Annotated in this window: 10 protein-coding genes and 1 pseudogene; 5 read left to right on the top strand and 6 right to left on the bottom strand. The window is 72.2% G+C overall.

The window, feature by feature from the left end; genetic code table 11:
* Positions 1-17: 17 nt before the first annotated feature.
* Entirely contained in the window at positions 18-767 is a 750-nt protein-coding gene (locus ACWD0F_RS30495; protein ID WP_449881322.1) for a class I SAM-dependent methyltransferase, read from the bottom strand.
* 118 nt (positions 768-885) lie between these two features.
* Between ACWD0F_RS30495 and ACWD0F_RS30490 the strand changes: the two genes are divergently transcribed.
* The gene (locus ACWD0F_RS30490; RefSeq protein ID WP_449881320.1) at positions 886-2,082 is read left to right on the top strand and encodes a hypothetical protein; all 1,197 of its coding nucleotides are present in this window, start codon (positions 886-888) and stop codon (positions 2,080-2,082) included.
* 65 nt (positions 2,083-2,147) lie between these two features.
* Here ACWD0F_RS30490 and ACWD0F_RS30485 read toward each other — a convergent pair whose 3' ends face one another.
* Positions 2,148-2,606, bottom strand: a complete 459-nt coding sequence (locus ACWD0F_RS30485) for an Lrp/AsnC family transcriptional regulator (protein WP_449881319.1) — start codon at positions 2,604-2,606, stop codon at positions 2,148-2,150.
* A 156-nt stretch (positions 2,607-2,762) separates the two neighbouring features.
* Between ACWD0F_RS30485 and ACWD0F_RS30480 the strand changes: the two genes are divergently transcribed.
* Both ACWD0F_RS30480 and ACWD0F_RS30475 read left to right on the top strand, forming a co-directional pair.
* Positions 2,763-6,197: an indolepyruvate ferredoxin oxidoreductase family protein gene (locus tag ACWD0F_RS30480; protein ID WP_449881317.1), complete on the top strand. Its 3,435-nt coding sequence runs from the start codon at positions 2,763-2,765 to the stop codon at positions 6,195-6,197.
* Positions 6,198-6,205: 8 nt separating this feature from the next.
* Positions 6,206-7,345: an acyl-CoA dehydrogenase family protein gene (locus tag ACWD0F_RS30475; protein WP_449881473.1), complete on the top strand. Its 1,140-nt coding sequence runs from the start codon at positions 6,206-6,208 to the stop codon at positions 7,343-7,345.
* A 288-nt stretch (positions 7,346-7,633) separates the two neighbouring features.
* Here ACWD0F_RS30475 and ACWD0F_RS30470 read toward each other — a convergent pair whose 3' ends face one another.
* Positions 7,634-8,608, bottom strand: a complete 975-nt coding sequence (locus tag ACWD0F_RS30470) for a quinone oxidoreductase family protein (protein ID WP_449881315.1) — start codon at positions 8,606-8,608, stop codon at positions 7,634-7,636.
* A 95-nt stretch (positions 8,609-8,703) separates the two neighbouring features.
* Here ACWD0F_RS30470 and ACWD0F_RS30465 point away from each other — a divergent pair, with 95 nt between their 5' ends.
* Positions 8,704-9,354 (top strand): TetR/AcrR family transcriptional regulator, encoded by a 651-nt coding sequence (locus ACWD0F_RS30465; RefSeq protein WP_449881313.1) that lies wholly within the window; start codon positions 8,704-8,706, stop codon positions 9,352-9,354.
* A gap of 72 nt (positions 9,355-9,426) precedes the next feature.
* On the opposite strand, the pseudogene ACWD0F_RS30460 reads toward ACWD0F_RS30465, so the two are convergent.
* Together ACWD0F_RS30460 and ACWD0F_RS30455 are read right to left on the bottom strand one after the other, a co-directional pair.
* A pseudogene (locus ACWD0F_RS30460) lies at positions 9,427-9,759 on the bottom strand (IS30 family transposase); the annotation flags it as partial.
* Between the two features lie 79 nt (positions 9,760-9,838).
* Positions 9,839-10,111: a hypothetical protein gene (locus ACWD0F_RS30455; RefSeq protein WP_449881312.1), complete on the bottom strand. Its 273-nt coding sequence runs from the start codon at positions 10,109-10,111 to the stop codon at positions 9,839-9,841.
* Between the two features lie 52 nt (positions 10,112-10,163).
* Between ACWD0F_RS30455 and ACWD0F_RS30450 the strand changes: the two genes are divergently transcribed.
* Positions 10,164-10,430, top strand: a complete 267-nt coding sequence (locus ACWD0F_RS30450; RefSeq protein ID WP_449881310.1) for a hypothetical protein — start codon at positions 10,164-10,166, stop codon at positions 10,428-10,430.
* Positions 10,431-10,805: 375 nt separating this feature from the next.
* On the opposite strand, the gene ACWD0F_RS30445 is transcribed toward ACWD0F_RS30450, so the two are convergent.
* Complete coding sequence (locus tag ACWD0F_RS30445; RefSeq protein ID WP_449881308.1) at positions 10,806-16,742, bottom strand: RHS repeat-associated core domain-containing protein; 5,937 nt, start codon at positions 16,740-16,742, stop codon at positions 10,806-10,808.
* Positions 16,743-16,812 lie beyond the last annotated feature (70 nt).

Here is a 16,812-nt window from a genome sequence, read left to right as displayed (position 1 = left end):
CGGTGGCGCCGGCGTGTTCACCGGTCGTTCTTGACGCACCTCAGGACGAGGAAGACGGGGAACCTGGCGACGTCCGCTCGCTTCGCCGCCCAGGACGGGGACGGCTCGGGCTCGGCCATCTCCTCCAGCCAGAGCCCGTGCTCGCGCAGGGTGTTGAGATAGGTCGACAGGGTGCGGTGGTTGGCGCCCACCTGGCGGCGCAGCGCCGACAGCTCGCCGTCCGCCCGCCACCAGCCCTCCGCGTGGTAGCGGGCGTCCCCCGGCCAGGAGCCCGAGACGCCCTGCCCACCGGGGAAGCAGGGGTGCAGGATCGAGCAGGCGAACACGCCGCCGGGGCGCAGGGCGGCGGCGGCGCCGGAGACGGCGCCCTCCAGGTCGTCGATGTCGGACAGGCCGAAGCCGCAGACGACGGCGTCGAACGGCGCCAGCTCACGCAGCCCCGGCCCGGTCTCGCCGGGGTCCGTGGTGAAGAGGCCGGGCTGGGTCACGTCGGCGTGGACGTAGTGGATGCCGAGGGGAGCTTCGCGCTCGGCGGTCCGGGCCTTGTCGATCAGCGCCGCCGAGATGTCGACGCCGGCGACCTCGGCGCCCCGGCGGGCGAGCTCGCGGCTGATGCGGCCGTGTCCGCAGGCGATCTCCAGCACCCGCCGGCCCGCGATCGGCTCCAGGAGACCGAGCAGCCGCAGGGACGCCGGATCGTCGATGATGTCGGTCCACCCGGCCGCGTAGAAGTCGGCGATGTCGTCGTAGCGCGCAACGGCTGCCATGCCCCCCAACCCTACGCCGATCCGGCCGCCGGCAAAGAGTCCGCCACGGCGGCGTCTGGTTCTGGTGGGTGCCCGTCCGCGGACGGGTCCGGCGATAGGAGGATCGCCCCTGGTCACCATGGACGGCAGGTTCACGCGGGGGTACGAGATGGGCATGCCCGGGATGGCGATGGTCATCGCGCTCACCGCGCTGGGCGGCGGGTCCGGCGCGGAGCCGTTCCCGCACGTGCCCGGCCCCAGCCTGCGGATCACCACGACCGCCGCCCCGGACCCGATGATCATCGGTACGGAGGCCGTCTACACCCTCACCGTCACCAACACCGGCGACCAGGACGCCGCCGACGTCTCGACCACCGGCACCCTGGACCCGAACCTCGACCCCGGCCGCCTGCCCGCCGCCTGCGCCCTGCCCGAGCCCAGGACCGTCACCTGCGGCGGCCCCGGCCTGACCGTCCCGCCGGGTGGCAGCGTCACGTACGACATCCCGGTCACGACCGACCCGGCGCTCCCCGACGGCACGAACATCACCAGCCGCGCCCAGGTCTCCTCCCCGGCGACACCCGGCGACACCACGCAACTGATCAGCCGGGCCCGCACCCTGGCCGACGTCGAGGTCGTCAGGACCGGCTCGTCCACCGCGCAGGCCGGCGGCGCCGCCACGTACACGCTGGAGGTGACCAACCACGGCCCTTCGCAGGCGTCGGACGTCAGCGTGCAGGACCCCGCCGGCGGCGGCCAGAACGTGATCACCGACCGCCCGCCGGAATGCCAGGGCGGCGGCCCGGCCCTCACCTGCGCCGTGGGCGCGCTCGCGCCGGGCGGGCACCGGACGTTCACGTTCACCGTCACCCCGGGCGTGGCCGGCACGTTCCGCGACTGCGCCACCGTCGACACCGCCGGCCGCGACCAGAACGCCGCCAACAACCGCTCCTGCACCTCCACCACGATCGAACCCGCCCCCGTCATCCCCACGGCGGACCCGTCGGTGGCGGCGGCGCCCGCCACCACCCCCGGCGGCGAGCGCGGCGAAGAGCCCTCGGCATCTCCCCAGGCGGAAGCCCTCGTCGAGGAGCCCGTCGAGGAGCCCGCTGCGGCACCGGGCGCGGACGAGCCGGAGCCGGTGCCCGCCGGCGACCGCGCGGCGATCCCGCAGCCCGAGAGCCTGCCCACGACCGGCGTCTCGATCTGGCTGCTCGGCCTGGGCGTGGCGGTGCTCCTGTCGATCGGCCTGCTGGGGGGCTACTTCTCCCGGCTCGACCGCCGCGGGCGCCCCGACCGGCGTGACCGCCGCGACCGTACCGAAGGACCGCGCTGACCGCGTCGCGGACGGCGGGCTCAGCGCCGCGACCGTTCCGAGGGGCCGCGTCGAGGACGGCGGGCTCAGCGGGGGCGGGGCGTCAGCGCGTCCCGCGTCCACGTCCCGAGGACGAGCAGCGTCTTCGTGCCGGTCACGTCTCCGGCCCGCCGCAGCCGGTCGATGACCTGCTGCAGGTGCCCGAGATCCCGGACCCGCACGTGGATGAGCGCGTCGGGATCGCCGGCGATGGTGAACACCGCCTGCACCTCGGGCACCTCCCTGGCGGTCCTGATGATCTCCGTGACCGGCGTCGTGCCGGGATAGCGCAGCTCGGTGAACGCCTCGATGCCCCACCCGAGCTTGGCGTAGTCGATCTGCACGGTGAAGCCGGTGATGATCCCGAGCTCGCGCAGCCGGTCCACCCGCCGCTTGACGGCGGCCACCGACAATCCGACCAGCTCGGCCATCTCCGAGAACGTCCGGCGCCCGTCCTCACGCAGCAGCCGCAGCACCTGGTGATCGATGTCATCCACGTCAGGCATACGAGAATCCTTCCTCAGACGCAAACAACGTCGGCCTGACGGCCATGTCGCCGCAAACTCTTTGCGTCTTCGACGCCACCTTTCATCTAATACTTGCGCATATCCTGCCCGCGTTGCTGTGCTGAGATTCACCACGTACGACAGCCAGGAGGTTCCGTGAGCGTGAGCGAGACACCCGCCCCCGTGTCGCTCGACGACAGGTACACGGCGCTGGACGGCCCGGTGCTCATCTCGGGCATCCAGGCCCTGGTCCGGTTGACGCTGGAACAGCGGCGCCTGGACGAGGGACGCGGGCTGGACACCAGGGTGTTCGTCAGCGGCTACCAGGGCTCGCCGCTGGCGGGCGTGGACCTGGAGATGGGGCGGGCCGCGCGGTTCCTGGAGCAGGCGGGCGTGGTCTTCCAGCCAGGGCTGAACGAGGAGCTGGCCGCCACGGCGGTGGCCGGCACGCAGCTCCTGGGCCAGCTCCCGGGTAAGCGCCACGACGGCGTGACGGGCTTCTGGTACGGCAAGAACCCCGGCCTCGACCGGGCCGCCGACGCCATCAGGCACGCCAACGTGTCGGGCACCGCGGCGCTCGGCGGCGCGGTGGCGTGGATCGGCGACGACCCCGGCTGCAAGTCCTCCACGCTGCCGAGCACGTGCGAGCCGATGTGCCAGAGCCTGTCCATGCCGCTGCTCGCGCCCGGCTCGGTCGCGGAGATCATCGAGTTCGGGCTGCACGCGGTCGCCCTGTCCCGCGCCACCGGCCTCTGGGCCGGGCTGAAGATCGTCGCGGACATCGCCGACGCGTCGGCCACCGTGGACCTCGGCCACCTGACCAAGGACATCCCGGCCCCCGTGCCCGACGGCAGCCGCTCCGCCCCCATCCTGCTCGGCCCCGCCGCGCTCGACGCCGAGCACGACATGCTCACCCGCCGGCTCGACCTGGCCCGCGAATACGCCCGCGCGAACGGCCTCAACCGGGTCATGCACGACGCGCCCCGGGCCACCACCGGCATCCTCGCCTCCGGCACCACGTACGCGGTCGTCCTGCGCGCCCTGGCCGACCTCGGCCTGAACGAGGCGGCCATGGACGACCTCGGGCTGCGGCTGATCAGGCTCGCGATGCCGTTCCCCCTCGCGCACGACGACCTGGCCGCCATGACCGCCGGCCTGGAGCGGGTGCTCGTGGTCGAGGACAAGGTGCCGTTCCTGGAGGGGCAGCTCAAGCAGGCGTTGTACGGCGGCGAGCGGACCCCGGCCGTCGTGGGCCGCGAGCTCCTGACCGCCCGGGGCACCCTCGGCGCCGAGGACGTGGCCAAGGCCGTCGCCACCTGCGTGGGCAGGGAGGTACGGCCCCGCGAGACGGTCCGGCTGAGGCGGTCGTTGCCGCTGGTGGCCGCGCGCACCCCGTACTTCTGCTCCGGCTGCCCGCACAACACCTCCACCCGCACCGCCGACGACACGCTGGTCGGGGTGGGCATCGGCTGTCACGCGATGATCGCGCTGGACGGGCACGGGCGGGGCACGCAGGTGGGCATCACGCAGATGGGCGGCGAGGGCGCGCAGTGGTTCGGGTTGTCGCCGTTCACCGACGACCGGCACTTCGTGCAGAACCTCGGCGACGGCACCTTCCACCACTCCGGTTCCCTGGCGATCAGGGCGGCGGTCGCGGCCGGGGTGTCCATGACGTACAAGCTGCTCTACAACGACGCCGTCGCCATGACCGGCGGGCAGCGCGCGGAGGGCCGGCTCGACGTGCCCGCGCTCACCCAGGAGCTGGCCGTCGAGGGCGTGCGCCGGGTGGTGATCACGACGCCGGAGCCGGAGACGTACCGGAGCGTGAAGCTGGCGCGGATCGCGTCCGTGCGGCACCGCGACGACCTGGCCGAGGTCGAGAAGGAGCTGGCCGCCGCCGGCGGCGTGACCGTGCTGATCCACGACGACCGGTGCGCGGCCGAGGAGCGACGGCTGCGCAAGCGCGGCAAACTCCCCACACCTTCGCAGAAGGTCGTGGTGAACGAACGCGTCTGCGAGGGTTGCGGCGACTGCGGCGAGGTCTCGACGTGCCTGTCCGTGCAGCCGGTCGAGACCGAGTACGGCCGCAAGACCCGCATCCACCAGCCGTCCTGCAACTCCGACCTGAGCTGCCTCAAGGGCGACTGCCCGTCGTTCCTGCTGGTCGAGCCGGGCGCCAAGCCCACCCGGCAGACGCCGCCCGAGCCGCCCCAGCCGCCCGAGCCCGCCCGCAGGCCCGTGGAGGCCCTGATCAGAATGCCCGGCATCGGCGGCACCGGCGTCGTCACCGTCTCGCAGATCCTGCAGATGGCCGCCCACCTCGACGGGCTGTACGCGGCCGGGCTGGAGCAGACGGGGCTGGCGCAGAAGGGCGGGCCCGTGGTGAGCGACGTACGGATCTCGCCGCGGCCGATCGAGGGCTCGGTGCGCGCCTCGAACGGCACCGCCGACGTGCTCATCGGGTTCGACCTGCTCGGGACGGCGGGCGAGGCGAACCTGGCCGTGGCCGCCCCCGAACGCACCGTCGCCATCCTGAACACCGCCGTCGTCCCCACCGCCGCCATGGTGACCGGCCGGGTGGCCGTGCCGGGGCACGCCGCCGCCGTCGCCCGCGTGGACTCCGTCGCCAAGAGCGTCACCTGTCTCGACGCGCACGCGCTGGCCGAGGAGCTGTTCGGCGACCACATGCCGGCGAACCTGCTCCTCCTCGGCGCCGCCTACCAGCACGGCTGCCTGCCGGTGTCCGCCGCGTCGGTCGAGCGGGCCATCGTGCTCAACGGGGCGGCCGTGGCCATGAACCTCGCCGCGTTCCGCTGGGGCCGCGCCGCCGTGGCCGACCCCGCCGCCGTCCTGCTCGCCTCCGCCCTGCCCGTGCCCACAGGGTTGGAGGAGCTGGTCGCCGCCCGCGTCGCCGACCTGACCGGCTACCAGAACGCCGCCTACGCCCGTACCTACGAAGACGACGTGCGCCGCGTGACGGACCTCGCGACCAAGCGCGCGGGCGCGGAGGCGGGCGGCCGGATCGCGCTCGCCTACGCCCGGGGCCTGCACAAGCTCATGGCCTACAAGGACGAGTACGAGGTCGCCCGCCTGCACCTCGACCCCGCCGAGAAGGAGCGCAGGGAGCGCGAGCACGGGCCGGGCGCGGTCGTGTCGGTGCTGCTGCACCCGCCGCTGCTGCGGGCGATGGGCATGAAACGCAAGATCAAGGTACGCCGATCGGCCGGGGTGTTGTTCCGGGGCCTGCGGGCCGCCCGGGTGCTGCGCGGGACCGTGTTCGACGTGTTCGGCCACGCCGGGGTCCGCCGCGTCGAACGCGAGCTCGTTCCCGAGTACCGTGACCTGATGAGCGCCGCCCTGACCCGGCTCACCCCCGCCACCGCCGACGCCGTCGCCGAGATCGCGGGGCTGCCCGAGCTGATCCGCGGATACGAGGACATCAAGCTCGCCCGGGTCGCCGAGTTCCGCGACCGCGCCAGAACCGCCCTGACGGAGCTCGCCGACCCCGCCCCTCACCTCGAAGCCGGCGAGATCGGCGCGCACCCCGGAATCGGCGAAGTCGCCGCCCACCCCGCCCTGAGCCAGGAGTGACCGTGCCCGTGACCGTCGACCGCCTGCTGCCCGATCGGGACGCCAAGGACCTCATCGAGCTGACCCGCGACATCGCCGACAAGGAGCTCGCGCGGCGGGTCGACGAGCACGAGCGCGCCGAGACCTACCCGGACGGGCTGTTCGCCACGCTGGGCGCCGCCGGGCTGCTCGGACTGCCGTACCCGGAGGAGATGGGGGGCGGCGGGCAACCGTACGAGGTGTACCTGCAGGTGATCGAGGAGCTGGCGATGCGCTGGGCGGCCGTCGCCGTCGCGACCAGCGTCCACACCCTCGCCTGCTTCCCCGTCGCCACCTACGGCTCACCCGAGCAGCGGGAGCGCTGGCTGCCCGACATGCTGGCCGGAGACCTGATCGGCGGCTACAGCCTCTCGGAGCCCCAGGCCGGCTCGGACGCCGGGGCCCTGACCTGCAAGGCGGAGCGGGTCGAGACCGGCTACCGGATCACCGGCAACAAGGCGTGGATCACCCACGGCGGCATCGCCGACTTCTACGCCCTCTTCGCCCGCACCGGCGAAGGCTCCCGGGGCATCTCCTGCTTCCTCGCTCCCGGAGCCGCCGACGGCCTCACCTTCGGCCGCCCCGAGGAGAAGATGGGGCTGCACGCCGTACCGACGACCAGCGCCCACTGGGACGGCGCGGTCCTGGAGGCCGACCGGCTGATCGGCGAGGAGGGGCAGGGTCTCCAGATCGCGTTCAGCGCCCTCGACTCCGGCCGCCTCGGCATCGCCGCCTGCGCCACCGGCCTCGCCCAGGCCGCCCTGGACGAGGCGGTGGCTTACGCGAAGGAACGGCAGACCTTCGGCAAGAAGATCATCGACCACCAGGGGCTCGGCTTCCTGCTCGCGGACATGGCCGCCGGGGTGGACAGTGCCCGCGCCACCTACCTGGACGCGGCCCGGCGCCGGGACGCGGGGCTCTCCTACAGCCGCCAGGCCAGCGTCGCCAAGCTGGTCGCCACCGACGCGGCGATGAAGGTGACGACGGACGCGGTACAGGTGTTCGGCGGGTACGGGTACACGCGGGAGTTCCGGGTGGAGCGCTACATGCGCGAGGCCAAGATCATGCAGATCTTCGAAGGCACCAACCAGATCCAGCGGCTCGTGATCAGCAGGCACCTGGCCAAGTAGCCTCTGACATGCGAAGGCCCCGCTTCCCTGTGGGCGCATTCTGGGGGTCGTCGCCACACGGTGATCGGTTGCTGTACGCGACTGAACCCGTGTGGGCGGCGTTGCTGATCGTGCTCATGGTAGCGATCACCCTTGGCTGGGCACGCGTGGCACTGTCCTTGGCGTTGGTCGCCGCACTCCAGGTCAGCAGGCCCATGATTCTCGGGTCAGCAGGTAGCGCGATCCCCTGCTTCGGACCGTGCCGTCGCACTCCGCACGGCCGGGCTCGGTACGCGTCGATGATCGTGCTCAGGGCACGAGGAGGACGCGGCCGAGTTGGGAGCGGCTTTCCATGATCCGATGCGCTTCGGCCGCCTGGTCGAGCGGTAGCCGGGCGTGCAGCCTGGCGCGTAGTCTCCCTTCGGCCGCGTGCTGGGTGGCCTGGTCCATGTCCTCGCGTGCTTGCTTCGGTGCGGCGGCGCGCCAGGCGAGCAGTGAGAACCCCGCTACCGATCTCATTGCGAAAAGGCTGGTCAGCGGGATGGCGGTTGCCTCGCCGCCGGCTGCTCCGTAGACGACGGCCCGGCCGAACGGTGCCAGGAGGTCGAGGCTGCGCACCAGGATGCGGCCGCCGACGGAGTCCAGGACGACGTCGATCCCTTCTGGTGCGGCTTCGCGCACCTGGTCGGGCCAGTCCTTCGCTGAGTAGTCGACGGCCGCGTCGGCGCCGAGCGTGCGGGTGAAGTCCAGCTTGGCGGGGGAGCCTGCTGTGGCGATCACGGTGCCGGCGCCGGCGATCTTGGCGAGTTGGACGGCCAGGTGGCCGATGCCTCCCGCGGCGGCGTGAATGAGCACGGTCTCGCCGGGCGACAGCCGGGCGGCGCGCAACGTGCCCAGCGCCACGGGGGCGCCCATCGGCAGCATGCTCGCGGTGGCGTCGTCGATTCCCTCTGGTACGGGCGCGAGCCATTCGGCGTCGGCGAGGACCTGGTCGGCGAAGGCGTCCTCGGCCAGCGCGGCGACCCGCCGGCCGGTGAGGCCGGGGTCGACGCCGGGCCCCACCGCGTCGACGGTGCCGACCACGTCGCCGGTGAGCGCGGCGGGCAGGTCGCGCCGGTAGATCCCGCCGGTCTCCGGCCCCTGGCGGAACTTCACGTCGACGAAGTTGGCGCCGATCGCCTCGGCGCGGATGCGCACCTGGCCGGGGCCTGGGCGGGGGATCTCTGTCTCTTCCATGGTGAGCACCTCGGGGCCGCCGTAGGCGTGGTAACGGATTCGGCGCATGCCGTCCTCCTCATTGAGGATAAAGTGGACCTGCGGTCAAGTTCGATGGGAGCGTACTTGACCGGCGGTCCAGTTGTCCACGGGAAGAGGAGCCGATGATCGAGGAGCGTCGCGAACGCGCTGACGCGGCACGCAACCGTCGCGCCATCCTGCGGGCGACCGAGGACCTTCTGGCCCGGCACCGGCCCGAGCAGATCTCCATGGAACAGGTCGCCGCCGCGGCCGGGGTCGGCAAGGGCACGGTGTTCCATCGTTTCGGCAGCCGGATGGGGCTCATGGTCGCGCTGATGCAGGAGCGGGCCTACGCCCTGGAGGAGGCCGTGGCGAGCGGACCTCCGCCGCTGGGGCCCGGCGCCCCGCCCGAGGAGCGGCTGACGGCCTTTCTGGACGCGATCGTCGACGTCGTCGGCCGCAACAAGGGGCTCCTCGCGGCGCTCGGCCACGCCGCCACGGCGGCGCCCAGGCCGGAGTGGAAGGAGCGCGGCGAGCACCGGGGCGAAGGCGGTGACCACGTTCCGGACTCGCGGGACGACCATCCCGTCTACCGGTTCTGGCACGGCCACACCAGCGCACTGATCGCCGAGCGGCGCCCTGACCTGGACGGAGAACTGCTGGCGCACATCCTGCTGGGCAGCCTGCAAAGCGAACCGGTCCTGCGGCTGCTGGAGCTCGGAGAGGCGCCACGGCTCGCCGCGGCGCTGCACGTCATGGCAGCCGGGATGCTCGCGGCCCCTGCCCCCTCCTGAGGGAACCGGCCGAGAAACCATCCATCTCCCCGATCGCCACAGCGCGGCATACGCCACGTTCAAGCCGCCGGCGGCGAGTGATCCAGCGAGACGCTCGGCGGGGGTATCCCAGCCGAGCGTCTTTCGTGGTCTGGCGTTCAGTTCGGCGGCGACGGCGTCGAGGTGCTCGCGGGTGTGAACGGACAAGTCGGTTTTGGGGAAGTACTGGTGTGGCAGACCGTTCGTGTTCTCGTTGGAGCCGCGCTGCCAGGGGCTGGCCGGGTCGCAAAAGCAGACCGGGATGTCGGTGGCCACGGTGAAGGCGCCCATTACACTGCCCTGATCCCAGGTCAGCGAGCGGGTGAGATGAGCCGGTACCGTCTTGACGGTTGTGATCAGAGCATCACGCATCTGCTCTGCGCTGCGGCCGGCGCGATCCTCGACCTTCAGCCGGACCGCTCAGCTGACCACCGCGGTCACGAAAGATCGAGGCTAGGGGCCCGTGTCAGTGCCGGGATCGGTCGCGGATGGCAGCTTCGATCCGGAGCAGCGCGCCGACCACGGCGATTCCTATGAAGATCAGCACCCATACCTGGGTTCGAGCGTCCAAGCCGTCATTCACCTGAATCACAGCCAAGAGGATGCCGCCGACAACAGCGACGGTTCCCACATGCCGGAGTCCTGTGCGGCCTTTGGACAGGTCAAGCAGGTCGAACCAGCTCAACTTGTCTGCCGGCTCCGGCTTGTCCGGCCGTGGCTCTCTGTTGGCTGCGGTCATGGCGTGAAGCATCCCACGCCATATCAAGATCCGAAAGCGCCTCGTTAAGGGCTTGGGCCAGGTGCCCGCCCTGATCCTCGACGTGGACGACGACGCCGCACTCCGCATCCTCCTGGCGGAAACCCGCACCGCCGAGATCGGCGGGGACGACCAGGCTGGCACCGATGACGATGAGGAGCTGCCCGAGCCGGGAGACGCTGATACCTACACCCGGCCCGTGGAGTGGGGCGCGGTGGTCACCTGCGACAGCGAAGCGCAGCAGGTGCGGCTCCTCGATCAGCTTGCCGGTCAGAGCTGGAGCGTCCGCGCCTCGATGTGACCCCCCGCCGCCGGCTACCCCCTTGGAAGGTCGTGCTGTGCGAGCCGAGATCACCGTGTCGGCACCGGTCCGCAAGACCGCCCGAGTGCTGCAGCTCCAGGGCCGGGCCGCCACCGCGGTCGCAGCGGCGAACGCGCGCATCCGGATGCTGCTCACGCTGGCGTATGTGGTGTGCTGCGACGAGACGCCGCTCCGGGTGGGGCCGAAGAAGGCGAAGAAGTACCTGCTGGTGGCCTGTGACCAGCTGCTGACCTGGTACATGCTCGGTGGACGCGACCTGGAGACCTTCAAGCGGTTCGTGCTGGCTGACCTGAGGTCGAAAGCGGAGAGCCCCGCCGGTGGCGCCGGCGGGGCTCTTCGTACAGGCGGGGGCTGTCAGCACCTGCCGAAGCAGACGAGGCTTCCCCATGACCGCTGCCACCAGTCATCCACCGGTTCGGTGGCCGCGTCGGTGACGTCGGTGATCGTGCTCTCACTGAGCGCGAACAGTTCGTGGGTCTGCACCGCCGTGACGTGCACGTCGGCGCCGACGCCGACGCCGACGCTGCCGGCGAGGGTCCAGACGCCCGTGGGCCGTTCCCAGTCCGAGGTGTAGCTGAAGCAGACCTCGGCGCTGGCGCTGCCGCCGGCTCCCACGCCGCCGCCGAAGCACCAGGCGTTGCCCAGCAGTTCGTCGGAGGAGTCCGCGTTGGTGGTGATGGCGCCGGCGCCGGCTCCCGCGTACGGGGTGCCGGCCCCCACCTCCAGCATGTTGAGCACGGCGTACTTCTCGCCGTCCCACACCAGGCACATGCCGTCGCCGATGGTGACCCCCCACGACGCGTGGCCTTCGCCGCAGGCGCCGGCCACGCCGATGTTGGCGAGCTCGTCGGGGTCGCTCCTGATCGCGTCGGCCTGGGCGGTGAGATCCTCGATCTCCTCCTGCGACAGCGAAGGCCCGGAGGTGATCTCGGCCCCGCCCCCCGCGACGGCGTTCCTGCACGGCACCTGCCTGTAGTGGGATCCGCCCGGCGCGCACGGGTCCTGCGGGGCGGGCGTCGTGACCGTCCAGCCCTTGCCGTTGTGATGGCAGGCGAGCTCGCCGTTGCGGCATTCGAGCGGGATGAGCCCGCTGGGGTCGGAGAACGAGGCCGGGTTGTTGAGACCGTAGGCGTAGGGGTTGACGGTCTGCGGTCTGGCGGTGTCGAACGTGGGGTCGGGGGAGAGGAACCGGCCGATCGCGGGGTCGTAGTAGCGGGCGTTGAGGTAGTTCAGGCCCGTCTGCCGGTCCTCGATCTGGCCGATCCAGCCCCGGTCGGTGCTGGTGGTCTCGCTCGTGCGGGGTTTGCCGTACGGCTGGTAGGAGCGGGTGCGGGCGGGGACGGTGGCGCCCGTGGGGACGGTGAGCTGCACCGAGCCCTGGTTGTCGGTGGCCAGGTACTCCACCCCGGCGCTGGTGCGGACGGCGACGGGGGTGCCGTCGAAGCCGTAGGTGCGCACGGCCGTGGCCCCGGTGATCTCATGGCCGTCGATGTAGAGCGTGGTGCCGGTGGCGGTCTTGCGGATCAGGCGGTTGCCGTCGGCGTCGTAGACGAAGGTGGTGCCGCCGACGGCGGCGAGATGACGTTCGGGGCTCCAGGTGAACTTGTCGGTCCGGCCGTCCACGGTACGGCTGGCCTGGTCGCCGTTGGCGTTCCAGGCATAGGTGGCCGCGCCGACGGCGGTGGGCGCGTGCGGCCGGGGGCTGCCGGGACTGGGATAGGTGTAGTCGACGGCGCTGCCGCTCTCGACGCGCCGGGTCAGGTTGCCGTCCACGCTGTAGCTGTAGGCGTGGTCGTAGGGCTGGGGGCCGGTGCCCGGCGTGCCGCCGGCGCAGGCTCCCGTGGTGGTGAAGGCGCGCGTCAGGCGTTGCAGGTCGTCGTGGTCGAAGCACTCGCGCCACGTCTGGCCGTTCAAGGTGGTGGCGCGGTCCTCGACGTTGCCGAACGTGACGTCGTAGCCGAACTGGAGATGCTGGAGCACGGTGGATCCGCCGCCCGCCTTGAGCGCGGAGACCCGCTGGTCGGCGTCGTACTCCAGGACCCGGCTGAAGGGCGTCCCGCGCGAGCCCGACATGCGCCACACCGGGCGGGCGCGGTCGTCGTAGAGGGCGCTCCAGACGTACTCGGCGGCGCCGGTCATCGTCGCGGGCAGACCGGCGGCGTCGTAGGCGGTGGTCACGGTCTCGGCGGGCAGGCCGCCGACGGCCGGGTAGGTGACCCGGGTCAGGTGGTCGGCCGCGTCGTAGCCGTAGCCGATGGTGTGGTCGGCGCCCGGCACGATCCACCGCTTGCCGGTGGGGCGGGCGCGGTCGTCGTAGCCGGTGACGTCCACGACGTAGGTGCCGGTGGCGTCGAAGCGGGTTGACTTGTCCAGCAGGCCCCGCTCATCCGGAGCGTCGTAGGCCCAGCTCGCCAGCAGGGTGCCCGTGGCCGAGTTCGCGCGCCGTTCGGTCCTGCGGTTGAGCGCGTCGTACAGCGTGTGGACCTGGACGCCGTCGGCGCCGGTGACCCGGGTCTGGTTGCCCGCGGCGTCGTAGGCGTACGTCCACCCGCCCAGGTCCGGGTCGGACAGCGCGACCTTCCTGCCGCCCACGTCGTAGGTGTTGGTGATGGTGTTGCCCGCGGGATCCCTGACGCTGAGGAGCCGGTCGGCCTTGTCGTAGCCGTACGCCGTGGCGGACCACGTGCTCGCCCGGAGCTCCTCCACTCTGATGGTGCGGTCGTAGGCGTCGGTGACGGTGCGGACCACGCCGCCGGGGGCGGGGTCGGGGGTCTGCGTGGTCGTGTCGTGGGTGTAGGCGGTGGCGACCGCGCGCCGGTACACGCCGCCCGACCAGGTGATCTGCCAGAAGGGCCGGCTTAGCTCGTCGTAGGCGGTGCTGGTCTCGTTCGCCCAGCCTCCGGCGGGGGTGGGCAGCAGGCCCTCGCCCGCCGCGCCGGTCAGCGCCTGCGGCAGCGTCGCGGCGGCGGTCTGGCCGCGGGCGTCGTAGCGGGTGTCGGAGACGATGACCTTGCCCGCCGCCGGCGACAGCTTGTGGGTCTGGCGGGCGCGCAGCCAGGTGTCGTGGACCACCCAGGCGTCCACGTACCGGGTGGTGTCCAGGAGCTTGCGGGTCCGGACCACGGGCGGCTCGGTCTTGTCCGGGTCGATGGCGTAGCCGAACTCGTAGGAGGCCGCCGTCGTGGCCCGGTAGACCTTCGTCGTACGGCCGAGCGCGTCGTAGACCAGCTTGGTCTGCTTGCCCCGGGCGTCGGTCACCACGGCCGGCGACTGGCGCGGCCGGAACCAGGTGGTGGTGTTCGTGTGCCCGAGATGGTTGGTGACCTTGGTGCTGCCCGGATAGCGGACGTCGGGGGTGTGCACGGTCGTGGTGACGTGCCCGTTGGCGTCGGTCTTCTTCAGCGGACGGCCCAGCGCGTCATAGGCGGTGGTGGTCGTGGCCCAGGTGGGGGCGGCGGTGAGCTTGACCCGTGAGGTGGTGGCGTCGCCCTTGGTGGGCGCGGCGCCGACCGCGGCGCCGTCGTAGGCGTACTCCTCCCGCGTGACCTCGGGCCCGTCGCAGGCTGCCGTGCCGTAGCGGGTGATGGAGGAGGGCAGGTCGAGCAGCCATCGGTCGGTGTTGACCACGGGGGCCGTCACCGTGCACCGCTCGTCGCCCGCGACGTGGGTCCAGCCGTGCTCGATGAGCCGGTCGGGCGTGCCGAGCAGCGCGTTGTACACGGTCTGGGTACGGCGCCGCACGTAGTCGCCGCCGGCCGGGTTGCGGCGGCGTTCGACCTTGTCGTTCGGCGCGGTGAACCAGGCGTCGTCCAGCGAGTCGGGGCCGGGCGCGTCCACGGTGCGGTGCGTGTGATAGCCGTTGACCACCCCGGTCTCGACGGTTCCGTCGCCGCGCAGCGACTGCTGCTCCAGGACCATCCCGGCCAGCCGGTTCTCGTCGCCGACGTCGACCACGGTGCCGTCCAGGCTGGAGACCCTGACCACGCGCGACCCGGGGCCGGGGAACGGGTCCCCTACCAGCCGGTCGGCGTTCATGCCGCGGAACAACCGGTATCGCGTGCGGCTGGCACCCTGGGTGACCAGGGCGTCGGCGTATCCGCGCCACTCCGACCAGGACTGGTTGGCGTTGTCGGCGAACTCGTCGCGGTCGTGGTGCCAGGCGCCGTTGGGCAGCCCGGCCTGAACCTGGTCGCCGTAGCGGTAGCCGGTGATCATGGGTGGGCTGCCGCCGAGCGTGTCGCGCTGCTCGACCTGGGTCACCACGTACTTGTGGAAGACGGCGAAGCCCGGTGTGCCGCCCTCGGGGGAGTGCCAGTGCGGGAAGCAGTTTCGGGTGTTGAGGTGCCAGTTGGGGGGAGCGGGCAGCGGACTCGCGCAGGGATGCGGCTGGCCGTAGGTGGCGATCACCTGGCCGCCGTACTCGTTGGTCACGACGCCCACCCGGTAGTGCGGCATCGCTGACAGGCCGCCGCCGGTGTCGATCCTGTTGTTGAGCAGCACCGGCCAGAAGGTGACGGCGGGGAGCGTGATCGGGGTGCTCGCGGTCTTGCCCGTGCGCTGGATTCCGGTCAGGTACAGCTTCTGGTCGCCGGTCCTGTTCGCGTCGGGGTCGGGGAACGCGTGCGACAGCGCGATCTTGTCGACCGCCACCAGCTCCTTGTCCTCGACGAACGTCCGCACGGCGGTGTACCGCAGCGAGGTGAAGAACGTGGGCGAGTGCTGCGAGCAGACGGCCGTGAAGCACATCAGGTCCACGGGGGTGTCGGGGAAGGAGCCGGCCGTCTCGGCGGTGGGCTCCGCGCACTCCGTCAGGCTCGCGCAGCGGTGGTCGACGTCGAACTCGACGGTCGCGGCGGGGGCGGTCTCCACGCGGCGCTTGCCGTACTTGATGACCTTGAGGACGCCGCCGCGGACGTACTCGACGTGCTCGAAGCCGGGCCAGCCGTTCAGGGACGCGTAGTGGTTGATCTCCTTGGTGTACTCGTACTGCTGGACGTTGTCGTGGGGGTCGATGACCAGGTCCAGGTTCCAGCGCCAGGCTTGCGGGCAGGCGGGCAGCGGGGTCTGGGCGGCGCAGGGCTCGCCCGGATCGTCGCCGAAGACCGGGACCGTCCAGGCCGAGTGGGTCGGGTGGTCCACGTCGGGGTTGACGCCGCGGCCGAAGAAGAACTGGGTGCCGTCGGTGGTGGTGACCTTCCAGTGCTCGCCGTCGTTGTCGCCGTTGGGCGCGCCGGTCAGCAGCTCGATCTTCCACCGGGGGTCGTCCTTGAGCCGCCACTGCTTGGGGGTGGTGCCCGGGACGGGCACGAGCTCACCGGCGCGGCCGTTCAGCGACAGGGTGGCGTTGTCGGACTTCCAGCACAGGTCGGCGTAGCTCTGCCCGTCGGAGCGGCAGGAGTTGTAGCGGCGTTCGACGAACGCGTCGGCGAAGTCGTTCCAGCCCAGGCCCACCGGCCCGCTCTGGGTGTTACGTCCCGACACCATGCCGTCCACCGAGCCGGAGGAGTAGCTCAGGCTCACCGACGGGGTGGGGCCTGCGGGCGCCTTCGCCAGCGGCACGTCGTAGCTGTAGGAGAAGTCGCCCGAGCCGGTGCTGACCTGCCAGTCGCCTGACAGCTCCAGCGGGGTGGCCTTGAACGACCCCTCCTCGCCCTCCGGGCCGGCCGTCACGGCCAGCAGCTGGTCGGCCGGCACGTCGGCCACCAGCCGGGAGGCGCCGCGCTCGTTGCGGTGCGTCACCGCGGTGCCGCCCGCCGGGCAGTCCCGCGCGGCGGCCGGCCGCGCTGCCGCTGCCGCTGCCGCGCAGGCGGGTAGCGCGACCAGCCGCGCCCTGTCGGCGTACCCGGCGCCGAACCGCTCGGCGAACCCCGAGTAGTCGACCGAGACCCGCACCTTGCCCTGCCCGGTCAGCTTGAAGGCGAAGCCGGACACTCCGGCGCGGCCGGCCACGTCATCGCCCAGGACCTCGACGCGCACGGTCCGCCCGGCCGCGCTCTCGTCGGCGGCGGCGAGCTGGACGGGCCCCGCCTGCCGGGCCAGGCCGCGCGCTCCCAGGGTCACCTCGGTGACCTCCGGTTCGGGCAGGCGGGTGGCGGTGGCGGCGGGGGCGGGATCGCTCCGCTTGACCGGGGCGGACCTGACCGGAGCGACCGGCGGGGACTCCGGCGGGCGCCCGCTCCTTTCCAGCGCGGTCCTCCAGTCGAGGGGATCCCCGGGCACCGCGGCGGCGGGCTGGGCGACGAGCACCGGCCCCGCCATCGCGACGACCACGGCGGCCAGCAGCCGGAGCATGAGACGTGTGCTGTCGAACGGAATCCTTCGGGGGGTGGCACGACGCATGATGCCTCGCAGACGGAGAGGG

The sequence above is a fragment of the Nonomuraea sp. NPDC002799 genome (genome assembly GCF_053592075.1).
The sequence above is the reverse complement of the archived record's forward strand: the minus strand, read 5'-3'. Positions and strand labels throughout refer to the sequence as shown.